The following is a 14934-nucleotide window of genomic DNA, read 5'->3' as shown; positions in this document are numbered from 1 at the left end:
TGCCTATGCAACCGCCTCGGGCACCATCGCCATGTGCCGCGCGAACCATTGCCGCACGCTCGCCTCGCCTTCCGGCCCGACGTGCAGGCCCAGCTTGGTGCGGCGCCAGAGCACGTCCTGCGCCGTGCGCGCCCATTCGTGCTGCACGAGATAGCGCAGCTCGGCCTCGTAGAGATCGCCGCACACGCACTCGCCCAGACTGCCGAGCGAGGTTGCGTCGCCCAGGAGCACGCGCGTGCGCGTGCCGTAGGTGCGCGCGTAGCGGTACGCCAGCGCTGCCGGCAGCCACGGCAGTTGCGCGCGCAGCGAGGCCTCGAAGGCGCCGACGTCGGGCTCGGCCATGTCGCCGCCCGGCAGCGCGGCGCCGGCCGTCCAGTCGCCCTGCGTGAAGCCGAGCGGAGCATGCAGGTGCGACATCGCTTCCTCGGCCAGACGCCGATACGTCGTGATCTTGCCGCCGAACACCGAGAGCATCGGCGCCCGTCCCGGCGGCGCATCGAGCTCGAGCTTGTAATCGCGCGTGACCGCCGACGGGTTGGCGACGTCTTCCTCCATCAGCGGACGCACGCCCGCATAGGTCCAGACGACGTCCGCCGGCGTGATCGGTTGCGTGAAGTACTCGCTTGCGGACTTGCACAGGTAGGCGATTTCGTCGTCGCTGATCGCGACCTGCGCGGGGTCGCCGCCGTATTCGACGTCGGTCGTGCCGATGAGCGTGAATTCGCGCTCATACGGAATCGCGAAGATGATGCGCTTGTCCGGATTCTGAAAGATGTAGGCGTGGTCGTGATCGAACAGCCTGCGCGTGACGATGTGGCTGCCCTTGACGTTGCGAATGCGGTGAGTCGAGCGCTGGTGCAGCACGTCGCCGAGCAAATGGCCGACCCACGGGCCCGCCGCATTGACCATGGCCCGCGCGCGCACGGTCTGCACGCACGGCGGCCCGCCGTCGGTCGTCTCGAGCGTGGCGCTCCACAGGTGTTCGCCGCGCTCGGCGCCCGTCAGCCGCGTGCGCGTCAGGATCGTGGCGCCGCGCTCGGCGGCGTCCTGGGCGTTGAGCACGACCAGACGCGCGTCCTGCACCCAACCGTCGGAATACACGAAGCCGCGCCGTAGATTGCGGCGCAGCGGCGCGCCCGCACGATGGCGGCGCAGATCGATGCCGCGCGAGCCCGGCAGGATTTCGCGACGCGCGAGGTGATCGTAGAGGAACAGGCCGGCGCGAATGAGCCATGCCGGGCGCAGATTGGGCATGTGCGGCATGACGAAGCGCAACGGCCACATGATATGCGGCGCGGCGCGCAGCAGCACCTCGCGTTCCTGCAACGCCTTGCGCACCAGGCCGAACTCGTAATACTCGAGATAGCGCAGGCCGCCGTGAATGAGCTTGGTGCTGGCCGAGGACGTGTGCGAGGCCAGATCGTCCTGTTCGACGAGCAGCACGCGCAGCCCGCGCCCGGCCGCGTCGCGCGCAATCCCGGCGCCGTTGATGCCGCCGCCGACGACCAGCAGGTCATACGGCGCGAGGCGGTTGTCCGATGGCGATTGGGCGGCTGTGTGCACGTGCGGCTCCCGGTCGTGAGCGTCAAGTCATCGAAATTCGAATCCGGCAGGCTGGCCTCGGTTCGAATGGCGTTGCCAATGTTCGCCAACGTCCCATGCGATGTTCGTTTTCGAACATTGATATTCGAATTCTAACAGACAACACCCCACGAGTTTCGAATTCGCGCATTGACACGTCGCCATGTGCGAATTCGCACACTCCCGTTCCCCGGGTCAGTCGACCACGTGCACCTGCGTGCCGGCCTCGGCGATCACCTGCGCCATGCCGTGCGGCACGGGCCGGTCGGTGAAAAGCGCGTCGATCTGCGACAGATGGCCGAGGCGCACCAGCGCAGGCCGGCCGAACTTGCTGTGGTCGGCCGCGAGAAACACGGTGCGCGAATGCGCGATGATCGCCTCGGCGACCCGGACCTCGCGATAGTCGAAATCGCGCAGGGTGCCGTCCGGATCGATGGCGGAAATGCCGATGATGCCGAAGTCGACCTTGAACTGGCGGATGAAGTCGAGCGTGGCCTCGCCCGTCACCCCCTGATCGCGCGCGCGCACCACGCCGCCGGCAATGATCACTTCGGCGTCGGGATAGCTGCTCATCATGGCCGCCACGTGGAGGTTGTTCGTGATCACACGCAGGCCGCGATGGCGCGACAGGGCGCGCGCCACTGCCTCGGTCGTGGTGCCCAGGTTGATGAACAGCGAGGCGTGATCGGGAATCTGTTCGGCCAGACGAGCGGCAATGCGGCGCTTCTCCTCGGCGAGCTGCGTCTGGCGAGCGTCGTAAGCTTCGTTTTCCGCGCCGCCCGGCAACCCGACGCCGCCGTGATATCGCCGCACCCATTTGCGTTCCGCGAGGGAATTGATATCGCGCCGAATCGTCTGCGGCGTGACGTCGAAGCGCGCGGCGAGCTCGTCGACCGTCAGGAAGCCGTCGCGCCGCACCGCATCGAACAGCGCCTGCTGGCGCGGGTTGAGCGGCGGCTGTCCGGCATCCGCTCCTCCTTCGGCGGCGGCTTCGGACACATCGGAAACTTCAACGGGATCGGTAGAGGACATCGGCGCGCATTGAGGAAAGCCTTCGCGCGAGTTCGGTGGCCGCGCGTTCGCCGCCATGATACCGCGCCCCCGGCGCTCGCACGTTCACCCGCCGTCACGCGGCGCCAGCCGGGGCACGCGGTTTATGTGCGTTATGCGGGTCATGTGCGTTATGCGGCCTATATTCGACACATGCGAGGCGCCCTTACAGGCACTGGCGGACTGCGTCGGCCAGCGACTGCGGGCCGGTCGAGCCGAGATAGAGCGAGCCTTCGCTGCCCGACTTGTGCGGCGCGAGGTCGAGCACGGCGAGCACGCCATCGTCGTTCGAGGAGAGTTGCAGCGTCTGGCCCGGGCCGGCCTTGCTGCGATCGAGCCGCGCATACGGCAGTTGCTTCTTCCATAGCCGTGCGGTGCAGGCGCTCACGCGCACGAGGGTCTTCTTCGACGAGCCCTGCCAGACGGCCCCGTTGGCGCGGGCGTCTTCCACGGTGTCACGATAGGCGGGCAGCGTCTCGACTTTTACATTTTCCGGTGCAACGTCGGCGACGCTGCCCACCGGCGGATCGTCGTGTGCGACGGCAGGCGGCGTCTGTGCGCACCCGGCCAGCATGACGACGGCGGCGCCCAATGCCGCTGCGGCGATGGTGCGCGCACGGCGGCCTGCGGGCGCCTGGGCCGCGCGCGTCGCCGGTTCGCCGCCGTGCCCGGCGCCCCGATCGGTGTTTCGCGCAATGTCAGGCTGCGCGCCCGGCTTCATGCTCCGCTTTGCGCCCCGCTTTGTGCTCCACTTCATGCCCCGGCTCCACGCTCGCAAAGGGCCGCCGCCCGCGCGATGCCGCCGTTTGCCGAAGCCGGCCGGACATCGCGTCGGGAGGCGACACCTGGTATCTGGTCACGGCGCACACGATGGCTGGCAGCCGCGGGACGTCTCGCGCACCCCTGCCCGGCCGCGGCTCGCGCCGCCTTGTTCATGAATCCTTTCGGGCGCTCATCTTACTCGCGTTATTCATAGCATGGCAATTCGCGCAATGCGCGCTGGCCCGAATCGCGTATATTGCTGGTTTCTGTCACACTGCGCCGCGACGCCTCGCGCCCGATCCCGCCGCGAGCCGAAGCCCGTTCGCGCCCCGCCCCCCGCGCGGAAAGATCTTCCGCGCGGCCGGTCCGCCACAAGCGATGACGCCGACGCCGGCGGGCCAGATGCGCCAGTCAATCCCTGCCAACCCATTTTTGCGACCGTCCCGATTGCCATGTCCAGCAATGCGCAAGCCCCGATCATCGTCATCGCTCCCGATTCGTTCAAAGGTTCGCTGAGCGCGCCAGAAGTCGCGCGCGCCGTCGCGTCCGGCATCGCCCGCGTGCTCCCGGACGCCGACCTGCGCCTGCGTCCGATGGCCGACGGCGGCGAGGGCACGCTCGACGCCCTGCTATCGGCCGGCGGACGGCGTGTGCCGTTGTCGGTGCGCGGTGCGGGACAGGCGTCGGTCACGGCCGAGTACGGCATCATGCCGGACGGCACCGGCGTGCTCGAGAGCGCCAACGTGGTGAGCATCACGGACCCCGTGGGCATGCAGACGCCGGTCGCCGAGCGCTCGACGGTGGGCCTGGGCGAGCTGCTGCGCGCCCTGCTCGATACGGGCGCGCGCCGCGTGCTCATCGGCCTTGGCGGCAGCAGCACGAATGACGGCGGTGCGGGCCTGCTCGTCGGCCTCGGTGCGCGTCTGCTCGACGAGGCCGGCGAAGTCGTCCAGCCGGTGCCGGCGGCCCTGCACCGCGTGGCCTCGATCGATCTGAACGGTCTCGACGCCCGGCTCAAGGACTGCGAACTGATCGCGATGTCCGACGTGAACAATCCGCTCAACGGCGCGCAAGGTGCGACGGCGATCTTCGGGCCGCAAAAGGGCGTGAGCGAAGCGCAGGTCGAGCCGCTCGATCGCGCCATCGCGCATTTTGCCGTTCATGCGCACCGCGCGTTCAATGCCAATGAAGCCGCGAGCCGCGCCGGCGCCGGCGCTGCCGGCGGACTGGGCTTCGCGCTGCATCTGCTCGGCGCGCAATTCCGCTCGGGCGCGGAAGTGGTAGCCGAGCGCGTCGGCCTGCCCCAGGCGGTCGAGGGCGCGGACTGGCTCATCACCGGCGAAGGCCGCAGCGACGGCCAGACCCTGTCGGGCAAGACGCCGATGATTGCCGCACAGGTCGCGATCAAGGCTGGCGCGACGGCGTCGCTGCTCTCCGGCGCCATCGACCGCAGTGCGCTGGACAGCCTCTCGCGCGTGTTCTCGGGCTGCTTCTCGCTGACGTTCGGCCCGACCACGCTGGAAAAGGCCATCGCCGACGCCGCCGGCCTGCTCGCCGACAGCGCCGAACAGATGGCGCGTCTGCGCTACACCCACAGGGGCTGAGCGCCGCCGGCCGGCGCGTCACACCATCAAATCCACGAAGCGATGCACGGGCATCGCTTCGAGCCGCTGCTGATCGAGCGCCACCTCGAGAATGCGTTCCTGCGCTCGCGCGGCGAAACGACGCGCGAGATTGGCGCGGAATTTCTCCACGAGCAACGGAATTCCCTCGGCGCGGCGCCGCTTGTGCCCGATTGGGTACGCCACGAGCACTTCGTCGAGCGTAGTGCCGTCGTTGAACGTGACGGTCAGTCCGTTGGCGATCGAACGCTTGTCAGGGTCATGATAGTCGCGCGTGAACTGCGGATCTTCCACGCACACGATCTTCGCGCGCAGCGCGTCGATGCGGGGATCGGCCGCCACGTCGTCCTCGTAATCGGCCGCCGTGAGCCGCCCGAACAACAGCGGCACCGCCACCATGTACTGAATGCAGTGATCGCGATCGGCCGGGTTGGCGAGCGGACCCTGCTTGTCGATGATCCGAATCGCCGCCGCATGCGTGCGAATCGTCACCGAACGAATGTCCTGCGCGCTTCGCCCGGACGCCTGCATCTGCCGGTGCAGCGTCATGGCCGCTTCGGCCGCAGTCTGCGCGTGAAACTCCGCGGGAAACGAAATCTTGAACAGCACGTTCTCCATGACGTAGGACCCGTAGGGACGCTGGAACGCGAACGGCTTGCCCTTGAACAGCACGTCGTAAAAGCCCCACGTCTTCGCGGTGAGCACCGACGGATACCCCATCTCGCCGGCGCGCGCCATCAGCGCGAGCCGCACCGCGCGGCTGGTCGCATCGCCCGCCGCCCATGATTTGCGACTGCCGGTGTTGGGCGCATGGCGATAGGTGCGCAGGCTCTGTCCGTCGACGAAAGCGAGCGACAGCGCATTGATCAGTTCGTCGCGCGTGAGCCCGAGCATTTCGCCGACGACCGCCGTCGACGCGACCTTCACAAGCACCACGTGATCGAGTCCGACCTCGTTGAACGAGTTCTCCAGCGCGAGACAGCCCTGAATCTCGTGGGCCTTGATCATCGCGACGAGCACATGGCGCATCGTGAGCGGCGCCTGCCCGCCGGCCACCGCCGTGCGCGAGAGCCAGTCCGCGGTCATCAGGATGCCGCCGAGATTGTCGGACGGATGCCCCCACTCGGCCGCGAGCCAGGTGTCGTTGAAGTCGAGCCAGCGAATCATCGCGCCGAGATTGAACGCGGCCTGCACCGGATCGAGCTGGTACGGCGTGCCGGGCACCTTCGCGCCATGGGGCACGATCGTGCCAGGCACGATGGGCCCGAGCAGTTTGGTACATGCGGGGTAGGACAGCGCTTCGAAGCCACACCCGAGCGTATCGATCAGGCAGTTGCGCGCGGTATCGAAGGCGAGATCGCTGCGGATCTCGCAAGAGAGCACGTAGTCGGCGATGTCGGTGAGAACCTTGTCGGGCGCGGGACGCGCGTTCGAGATGCCGGCGGACATGGGCTGCCTCCAGTGACGTTGACGCACGCCGCCTGTGCGCAATCGCCTTGCGGGCGCGGCCGCGCGCGGCGGCTTTCGCGGACGCTCCCATGATAAGCCGGCGCGAAGCGCCATGCTCGCCGGCTGCCGATCTCCGGCGCCCGCCTCACGGCATCAGAAGGCGTCGCCCGGAATCCGCACCCAGCCTTCCATCAGCACGCGCGCGCTGCGGCTCATGATGGCCTTGGTGACCGTCCATTCGCCGTCGACCTCGCTCGCTTCGGCGCCCACGCGCAGCGTGCCGGACGGATGCCCGAAGCGCACGGCGTTGCGCGCGCCGCCCCCGGCCGCCAGATTCACCAGCGTGCCCGGGATCGCCGCCGCCGCGCCGATACACACCGCCGCCGTGCCCATCATCGCGTGATGCAGCTTGCCCATCGACAGCGCGCGCACGAGCAGGTCGACGTCGCCGGCGTTCACCACCTTGCCGCTCGACGCGGTGTAGCTCGCGGGCTTCGCGACGAACGCCACCTTCGGCGTGTGCTGCCGCGTGGCCGCCTCCGACACGTCCTTGATCAGTCCCATGCGAATCGCGCCGTGCGCGCGAATCGTCTCGAACATCGCGAGCGCCTTGGGATCGCCGTTGATGGCGTCCTGCAATTCCGTGCCGCGGTAACCGATGTCCTCGGCGTTGAGAAAGATGGTGGGAATGCCCGCGTTGATCAGCGTCGCCCTGAACGTGCCCACGCCGGGCACTTCGAGGTCGTCGACGAGATTGCCGGTCGGGAACATCGCGCCGCCCTCGCCGTCCTCCTCGGCGGCCGGCTCGAGAAACTCGAGTTGCACTTCGGCGGCCGGGAACGTTACGCCGTCGAGCTCGAAGTCGCCCGTCTCCTGCACGGCGCCGTCGGTCATCGGCACGTGCGCAATGATGGTCTTGCCGATGTTGGCCTGCCAGATGCGCACGACGGCCACGCCGTCGCGCGGCACCCTCGCGGGATCGACGAGCCCCGCGCAGATCGCGAAAGGCCCGACGGCCGCCGACAGGTTGCCGCAGTTGCCGCTCCAGTCGACGAACTTCTGATCGATGGAGACCTGCCCGAACAGGTAGTCCACATCGTGTCCGGGCCGCTCGCTCCTGGCGACGATGACCGTCTTGCTCGTGCTCGACGTCGCCCCGCCCATGCCGTCGATCTGCTTGCCGTATGGATCGGGGCTGCCGATCACGCGCAGGAGCAGCGCGTCGCGCGCGGCGCCCGGCACCTGCGCCGCTTCGGGTAGATCCTGGAGGCGGAAGAACACGCCCTTGCTCGTGCCGCCGCGCATGTACGTGGCGGGAATGCGGATTTGTGGCTGATGCGCCATCGCGTCTCTCCTCAGGCAGCCGCCTGCGACGATTCGAGAAAGTCCTGGGCGAAGCGCTGCAGTACGCCGCCCGCCTCGTAGATCGACACCTCCTCGGCCGTGTCCAGACGGCACGTGACGGGCACCTCCACACGCTCGCCGTTGCGGCGGTGGATAACGAGCGTGAGATCGGCGCGCGGCGTGCGCTCGCCGATCACGTCGAACGTCTCGCTGCCGTCGATGCCGAGCGTCTTGCGATTCGTGCCCGGCTTGAATTCGAGCGGCAGCACGCCCATGCCGACCAGATTGGTGCGGTGAATGCGCTCGAAGCCCTCGGCGACGATCGCCTCGGTGCCGGCCAGGCGCACGCCCTTGGCCGCCCAGTCGCGCGAGGAGCCCTGGCCGTAGTCGGCGCCGGCAATCACGATGAGCGGCTGCTTGCGTGCCATGTAGGTCTCGATGGCTTCCCACATGCGCGTGATCTTGCCTTCGGGCTCGATGCGTGCGAGCGAGCCCGTCCTGACCTGTCCGTCCACGACAACCATCTCGTTTCTGAGCGTCGGATTGGCGAAGGTGGCGCGCTGCGCCGTCAGGTGGTCGCCGCGATGCGTGGCGTATGAATTGAAGTCCTCTTCCGGCAGCCCCATCTTCGCCAGATACTCGCCCGCCGCGCTGTCGGGCATGATGGCGTTCGACGGCGAGAGGTGGTCGGTGGTGATGTTGTCCCCAAGCACCGCCAGCGCGCGCATGCCGCGCAGCGTGCGCTCGCCCGCAAGCGCGCCCTCCCAGTACGGCGGGCGGCGGATGTAGGTGCTCTTCTCGCGCCAGTTGTAGAGCGGCGCTGCGCGCTCGCCCGAATCCACGGCGGCGGCGAACATCGGCTCGTACACGCGACGGAACTGCTCGGGCTTCACGCTGCTGGCGATGATGGCGTCGATTTCCTCGTCGCTCGGCCACAGGTCGGCCAGGCGCTGCGGCTTGCCGGCCGCGTCGACGCCGAGCACGTCCTTCTCGATGTCGAAGCGGATCGTGCCGGCAATGGCGTAGGCCACGACCAGCGGCGGCGACGCGAGGAACGCCTGCTTCGCGTAGGGATGAATGCGGCCGTCGAAGTTGCGGTTGCCCGAGAGCACCGCCGTGGCGTACAGGTCCCGCTCGATGATCTCCTGCTGGATCGCCGGATCGAGCGCACCCGACATGCCGTTGCACGACGTGCAGGCGTAGGCGACCACGCCGAAGCCGAGCTTCTCGAGCTCGGGCAGCAGGCCGGCCGCTTCCAGATACAGCGTGACGGCCTTCGAGCCGGGCGCGAGCGAGCTCTTGACCCACGGTTTGCGCGTGAGGCCGGCGCGGTTGGCGTTGCGCGCGAAAAGGCCCGCCGCGATCATGTTGCGCGGGTTGTTGGTATTCGTACAGCTGGTGATGGCGGCAATGATGACCGCCCCGTCGGGCATCCGGCCCGGCTCGTTTTCCACCTTGCCGCTAATGCCGCGCGCGGCGAGCTCGCTCGTCGGCACGCGCTTGTGCGGATTGGACGGACCGGCGATGTTGCGCACCACGCTCGAGAGGTCGAACCTCAGCACACGCTCGTACTGCGCGTCGCGCAGGCTGTCGGCCCACAGCCCGGTTTGCTTCGCATATGTCTCGACGAGGCGCACGAGCGCGTCGTCGCGGCCGGTGAGCTTCAGGTACTTGATGGTCTGCGCGTCGATGTAGAACATCGCCGCCGTGGCGCCGAACTCCGGCGCCATGTTCGAGATCGTGGCGCGGTCGCCGAGCGTGAGGTTCGCGGCGCCCTCGCCGAAGAACTCGAGATAGGCCGAGACCACCTTTTGCTTGCGCAGGAATTCAGTGAGCGCCAGTACAACGTCGGTCGCGGTAATGCCCGGCTGCGGCTTGCCGGTGAGCTCCACGCCCACGATGTCGGGCAGGCGCATCCACGACGCGCGCCCGAGCATCACGCTCTCGGCCTCCAGGCCGCCCACCCCGATCGCGATCACGCCCAGCGCATCGACCATCGGCGTGTGCGAGTCGGTGCCCACGAGGGTATCGGGATACGCCACGCCGTCGCTCACCTGCACGACCGGGCTCATGCGCTCGAGGTTGATCTGATGCAGGATCCCGTTGCCCGGCGGAATCACGTCCACGTTGCGAAACGCCTTCTTCGTCCAGTTGATGAAGTCGAAGCGGTCTTCGTTGCGACGGTCCTCGATGGCGCGGTTCTTGGCGAATGCGTCGGGGTCGAACCCGCCGCACTCCACGGCGAGCGAGTGGTCGACGACGAGCTGCGTCGGCACGACCGGATTGACGAGCGACGGATCGCCGCCTTGCGCCGCGATCGCATCGCGCAGGCCGGCCAGATCCACGAGCGCGGTCTGGCCCAGGATGTCGTGGCACACGACACGGGCCGGGAACCACGGGAAGTCGAGATCGCGGCGTCGCTCGATCAGTTGCCTGAGCGAGTCGGTGAGCGCGGCCGGCTCGCAGCGGCGCACGAGGTTCTCGGCCAGCACGCGCGAGGTGTACGGCAACGTGTCGTAGGCGCCCGGTGCAATGGCCTCGACGGCGGCGCGGGCGTCGAAGTAATCGAGCGACGTCCCGGGCAGGGGTTTTCGGTATTCGGTGTTCATCATGTGAGGAGTATCGGCCCGGCTTGCGGCGAAAGGCTGCCAGCGGCTGGCAAGATGCCGGCCATGCCGCAACGCGCAGGGCGCCCGGCATGGCCGCGAGAGGCGTCGGAGTGCCGTGCTACGGCAATCTCAGCGCTTCTCGATCGGCACGAACTTCTGATCTTCCGGACCGACGTAGTTGGCGCTCGGACGGATGATCTTGTTGTCGATGCGCTGCTCGATGATGTGCGCGCTCCAGCCCGACGTGCGCGCGATCACGAACAGCGGCGTGAACATCGCGGTCGGCACGCCCATCATGTGATAGCTCACGGCGCTGAACCAGTCGAGGTTCGGGAACATCTTCTTGACGTCCCACATGACCGACTCCAGGCGTTCGGCGATGTCGAACATCTTCATGTTCTGCTGGTCCTTGGACAGCTCGCGCGCCACTTCCTTGATCACCTTGTTGCGCGGGTCGCTCACGGTGTAGACCGGGTGGCCGAAGCCGATGATCACTTCCTTGTTCTCCACGCGGCGACGAATGTCGGCCTCGGCCTCGTCGGGCGAGTCGTAGCGCTTTTGCACCTCGAAGGCCACTTCGTTCGCACCGCCGTGCTTCGGCCCGCGCAGCGCGCCGATGGCGCCGGTGATGGCCGAGTGCATGTCCGAGCCCGTGCCGGCGATCACGCGCGCGGTAAAGGTCGACGCGTTGAACTCGTGCTCGGCGTACAGAATGAGCGACGTGTGCATGGCGCGCACCCACCGGTCCGACGGCTTCTCGCCGTGCAGCAGATGCAGGAAATGGCCGCCGATGCTGTCGTCGTCGGTCTCCACGTCGATGCGCACGCCGTTCTGGCTGTAGTGATACCAGTAGAGCAGCATCGAGCCGAGGCTCGCCATCAGCCGGTCGGCGATGTCGCGCGCGCCGGGGATGTTGTGATCGTCCTTTTCGGGCAGCACGGTGCCAAGCACCGAGACGCCCGTGCGCATCACGTCCATCGGATGCGCGGCGGCCGGCACGGCTTCGAGCGCTTCCTTGACCGCGGCGGGCAGCCCGCGCAGCGCCTTGAGCTTGGCCTTGTAGCCCTTGAGCTCGGCCACGCTCGGCAGCTTGCCGTACACCAGCAGATGCGCGATCTCTTCGAACTCCGAGCTCTGGGCCAGATCCAGGATGTCGTAGCCGCGATAATGCAGGTCGTTACCCGAGCGGCCCACGGTACACAGGGCGGTATTGCCGGCGCTCACCCCGGACAGGGCAACGGATTTCTTCGGCTTGAAGCCGGTGGCGGTCGTCTCGCTCATGCTCATTCCTCCAGATCAGGGATTCGGTTATTTCTGCTGTGCGAACAGCGCGTCGAGCTTGTGCTCGTATGCGTGATAGCCGATGCTCTCATAGAGCTCGGCACGCGTCTGCATGGTGTCGAGCACGGCCTTTTGCGTGCCGTCGCGGCGAATCGTCTGATAAACGTTCTCCGCAGCCTTGTTCATGGCGCGGAAGGCCGACAGCGGATACAGCACCAGACCAACCTGCGCGCTGCGCAGCTCCTCCACGGTAAACAGCGGCGTGGCGCCGAATTCCGTGATGTTCGCGAGCACGGGCACCTTCACGGCGTCGGCGAACTGGCGGTACATCGGCAGTTCGGTCATCGCTTCCGGGAAGACCATGTCGGCGCCCGCTTCCACGCACGCGCAGGCGCGGTCGATGGCGGCCTGCAGGCCTTCCACGGCGAGCGCGTCGGTACGCGCCATGATCACGAAGTTCTCGTCGGTGCGCGCGTCGACCGCGGCCTTGATGCGATCGACCATTTCCTGCTGGCTTACGATGGCCTTGCCCGGCCGGTGGCCGCAACGCTTCGCGCCGACCTGGTCTTCGATGTGCATCCCGCCCGCGCCGAACTTGACGAGCGACTGGACCGTGCGTGCAATGTTGAACGCCGACGGGCCGAAGCCGGTGTCGACGTCCACGAGCAGCGGCAGATCGCACACGTCGGTGATGCGGCGCACGTCGGTCAGCACGTCGTCGAGCGTGGAGATGCCGAGATCGGGCAGGCCCAGCGAGCCGGCGGCCACGCCACCGCCCGACAGATAGATTGCCTTGAACCCGGCGGCCTTGGCCAACAGGGCATGGTTGGCGTTGATGGTGCCGACAACCTGCAACGGTTGTTCGGTCTTGACGGCCTCGCGCAAGGCGGCGCCGGCGGAGCGAATGGTGTGCGTCACTGGAATCCCTCGGTCGTGGGTCGCGTGCATGCGGCGAGGTTGCCCCCGCTGCGCCCGCACACGGGTTGAGATGTGGCTTCATCGGTAGCAATGGGCGTGCCAGCCTGGCGCCGGGCGTGGCCGCATGCGCCGTGCGGCAGTGCTAACGCCTTCATTTGGCAGCGGAAATCCGGCGCCGGCATGACGCTCACGGCAAGTGCATGTCGCGCGGGAGATGTCGCGGCTCGTCGCATGATGTTTCATATTGAAACACGTAATGAAACAAATCATTGCAACGTGCTACGATCTGTCTCATTCACCCGTTTTCGCCGCCCGACATGCCGAATCGCCCTGCCTCCGGTCTGCCACCGCAACTCCCACCACAAATTCCACCGCAAGTCCCACCACCGCGCTCCCCGCACCTGCCGGCTTCCGCGGCCGGCTTGCCGCGCGCCGGACTCGCGCCGCCCGCCGCGGCGGTACGCAAGCCTGTGATCTGGGCCGTAGGCATCAGCAAGCTCGGCGAGTTGTATCGCGACATCGTGCCGGACTACGCGGCGCACGCCGAAGTGCAGATTATCGACAAGGGCTACGAAGCGGTGATCGAGGCGCTGGAGCGTCTGCCGGCCGGCAGTGTGGACGGTATCGTCGCCGCCGGCTCGAACGGCGCGTTCCTGCGCGAGCGTCTGGTGCTGCCCGTCGTCCTCGTGAAGGTCACCGGCTTCGACGTCATGCACGCGCTCGGCCGTGCTCGCCGCGCGTTGCCCGCGGACTCGCCGGCCTCGCGCATCGCACTGGTCTCATACGCCCGTCCCGCGCCGGAATTCGAGCGGTTCAGAAGCGCCTTTCATCTCGACGTTGCCCAGCACGCCTACTTCGACGCGCACGATGCCGAAGACCTCGTACATCGCCTGCGTGACGAGGGCATCGAGGTCGTGGTCGGCCCCGGGCTCGTGACCGAACTGGCCGAACGTGCAGGTATGACCGGCGTCTTCCTCTACTCGCAGGACTCGGTGCGCGCCGCCTTCGACACCGCGCTCGAAGTCGCGCGCTTCGGACGCATCGAGGCGCAGCGGCGCGAGCGGCTCGACACGGTGCTGCGACACCTGCACGAGGGTGTGGCGGCGGTGGATCTGAACGGGCGGATCGAGGCGATCAATGCGGCGATGGCTGGCATGCTCGGCGTGACGGTAGCCGACGCGGTCGGTCGCCCGCTCGATGCCATCGCACCGGCGCTCGACATCGGGCGCACGCTCGAGAGTGCGAGCGCCGAACTCGAGGCGATCGTGTCGATGGCGGGCAAGACCTGGGTCATCAACCGTATCCCGCTGCTCGACCAGGGCACGCTCACGGGCGCACTGCTCACCTGCCAGGACTCGCAGTCGTTCGCGCGCGTGGACCGTTCGCTGCGCTCGCGCCATCGCCCGCGCCACCTCGTGGCGCGCTACCGGCTCGACGATCTGATCGGCGACTCCGCCGCCATCGCGCACGTCCGCGCGCTTGCGCGCCGTTACGCGCAGACCGATTCCACGGTGCTCGTGCACGGCGAGAGCGGCACCGGCAAGGAACTGCTCGCGCAAGGCATTCACAACGCGAGCCGGCGCCGGGACTATCCGTTCGTGGCGATCAACTGCGCGGCGTTTCCGGAAACCCTGCTCGAGAGCGAGCTGTTCGGCTACGAGGAAGGGGCGTTCTCCGGCGCGCGGCGCGGCGGCAAGGCGGGCCTTTTCGAGACGGCCCACAACGGCACGATTTTCCTGGACGAAATCGGCGAAATGCCGATGCCGCTGCAAACGCGCCTGCTGCGCGTGCTGCAGGAGCGCGAGGTATTGCGGCTTGGCGCGACGGAGCCCGTGCCGTGCGACGTGCGCGTGATCGCCGCCACACACCGCGATCTGCGCCAGCAGGTTGCCCAAGGGCTGTTCCGCGAAGACCTCTATTACCGGCTGAACATCCTGCGCCTGGTGCTGCCGCCGCTGCGCGAGCGCATGGACGACCTGCCGCGCCTCGCCCCACTCTTTCTCGAACGGGCGCTCGCCCGCGCCGGGGCGCGCATGAGCGTCGACGCGCTGCTCGCCACGCTGCTGCCGCTGCTCGCCACCTATCGCTGGCCGGGCAACGTGCGCGAGCTGGAAAACCTGCTGGAACGAATTGCGGTGGTTTGCGCCGACGTGGTCGACGCGCGCGAGATCAGTCGCGCACGACTCGTCGAGATCGCGCCGGAGCTGGGCCCGAATGCGGCATCCAGCGCCGGGCCGGCGTGGCCCGCGACGCCGCAAGGCGAGGCGGCGGGCACGGCGCCCGCGGCGGGCTTCGCCGGCGCAGTCGCGCACGACGCC

General features: G+C 67.9%; 10 protein-coding genes. 2 read left to right on the top strand and 8 right to left on the bottom strand.

Going from position 1 to position 14934, the window contains the following annotated elements; genetic code table 11:
• Nucleotides 1-3 precede the first annotated feature (3 nt).
• The 3 genes from glpD to PNO31109_RS11505 form a co-directional block, all read right to left on the bottom strand.
• A complete protein-coding gene (gene glpD, locus PNO31109_RS11515; protein WP_150555665.1) occupies nt 4-1563 on the bottom strand; it encodes a glycerol-3-phosphate dehydrogenase in 1560 nt (519 codons plus the stop codon).
• A 213-nt stretch (nt 1564-1776) separates the two neighbouring features.
• Nucleotides 1777-2580 (bottom strand): DeoR/GlpR family DNA-binding transcription regulator, encoded by an 804-nt coding sequence (locus PNO31109_RS11510; protein WP_174966365.1) that lies wholly within the window; start codon nt 2578-2580, stop codon nt 1777-1779.
• Between the two features lie 217 nt (nt 2581-2797).
• Nucleotides 2798-3388 (bottom strand): hypothetical protein, encoded by a 591-nt coding sequence (locus PNO31109_RS11505; protein WP_150555663.1) that lies wholly within the window; start codon nt 3386-3388, stop codon nt 2798-2800.
• A gap of 457 nt (nt 3389-3845) precedes the next feature.
• On the opposite strand from PNO31109_RS11505, the gene PNO31109_RS11500 reads away from it, so the two are divergent.
• On the top strand, nt 3846-4997 hold the full coding sequence (locus tag PNO31109_RS11500; protein WP_150555662.1) for a glycerate kinase: 1152 nt from the start codon (nt 3846-3848) through the stop codon (nt 4995-4997).
• Between the two features lie 18 nt (nt 4998-5015).
• On the opposite strand, the gene PNO31109_RS11495 is transcribed toward PNO31109_RS11500, so the two are convergent.
• From PNO31109_RS11495 to prpB, 5 genes are all read right to left on the bottom strand, one after another.
• Nucleotides 5016-6464, bottom strand: coding sequence for a bifunctional 2-methylcitrate dehydratase/aconitate hydratase (locus tag PNO31109_RS11495; RefSeq protein WP_150555661.1), 1449 nt, complete (start codon nt 6462-6464; stop codon nt 5016-5018).
• A 153-nt stretch (nt 6465-6617) separates the two neighbouring features.
• Nucleotides 6618-7808, bottom strand: coding sequence for a 2-methylaconitate cis-trans isomerase PrpF (gene prpF, locus PNO31109_RS11490; protein WP_150555660.1), 1191 nt, complete (start codon nt 7806-7808; stop codon nt 6618-6620).
• An 11-nt stretch (nt 7809-7819) separates the two neighbouring features.
• Nucleotides 7820-10417: a Fe/S-dependent 2-methylisocitrate dehydratase AcnD gene (gene acnD, locus PNO31109_RS11485; RefSeq protein ID WP_206111349.1), complete on the bottom strand. Its 2598-nt coding sequence runs from the start codon at nt 10415-10417 to the stop codon at nt 7820-7822.
• Between the two features lie 129 nt (nt 10418-10546).
• Complete coding sequence (gene prpC / locus PNO31109_RS11480) at nt 10547-11698, bottom strand: bifunctional 2-methylcitrate synthase/citrate synthase (RefSeq protein WP_150555658.1); 1152 nt, start codon at nt 11696-11698, stop codon at nt 10547-10549.
• A 27-nt stretch (nt 11699-11725) separates the two neighbouring features.
• Nucleotides 11726-12646, bottom strand: coding sequence for a methylisocitrate lyase (gene prpB / locus PNO31109_RS11475; RefSeq protein WP_150555657.1), 921 nt, complete (start codon nt 12644-12646; stop codon nt 11726-11728).
• A gap of 440 nt (nt 12647-13086) precedes the next feature.
• Here prpB and prpR point away from each other — a divergent pair.
• Nucleotides 13087-14934 (top strand): propionate catabolism operon regulatory protein PrpR (gene prpR, locus PNO31109_RS11470; protein WP_244958163.1); only part of this gene is annotated, 1848 nt, incomplete at its 3' end.

This window comes from Pandoraea nosoerga, assembly GCF_902459585.1.
GTDB classification, from domain to species: domain Bacteria; phylum Pseudomonadota; class Gammaproteobacteria; order Burkholderiales; family Burkholderiaceae; genus Pandoraea; species Pandoraea nosoerga.
The sequence above is the reverse complement of the archived record's forward strand: the minus strand, read 5'-3'. Positions and strand labels throughout refer to the sequence as shown.

Bases quoted from the DNA above. Each gene is read 5' to 3' on its own strand.
- PNO31109_RS11505 (WP_150555663.1), bottom strand. From the start codon at position 3,388: ATGAAGTGGAGCACAAAGCGGGGCGCAAAGCGGAGCATGAAGCCGGGC.
- PNO31109_RS11500 (WP_150555662.1), top strand. From the start codon at position 3,846: ATGTCCAGCAATGCGCAAGCCCCGATCATCGTCATCGCTCCCGATTCG.
- PNO31109_RS11495 (WP_150555661.1), bottom strand. From the start codon at position 6,464: ATGTCCGCCGGCATCTCGAACGCGCGTCCCGCGCCCGACAAGGTTCTC.
- prpF (WP_150555660.1), bottom strand. From the start codon at position 7,808: ATGGCGCATCAGCCACAAATCCGCATTCCCGCCACGTACATGCGCGGC.
- acnD (WP_206111349.1), bottom strand. From the start codon at position 10,417: ATGAACACCGAATACCGAAAACCCCTGCCCGGGACGTCGCTCGATTAC.
- prpC (WP_150555658.1), bottom strand. From the start codon at position 11,698: ATGAGCGAGACGACCGCCACCGGCTTCAAGCCGAAGAAATCCGTTGCC.
- prpB (WP_150555657.1), bottom strand. From the start codon at position 12,646: ATGCACGCGACCCACGACCGAGGGATTCCAGTGACGCACACCATTCGC.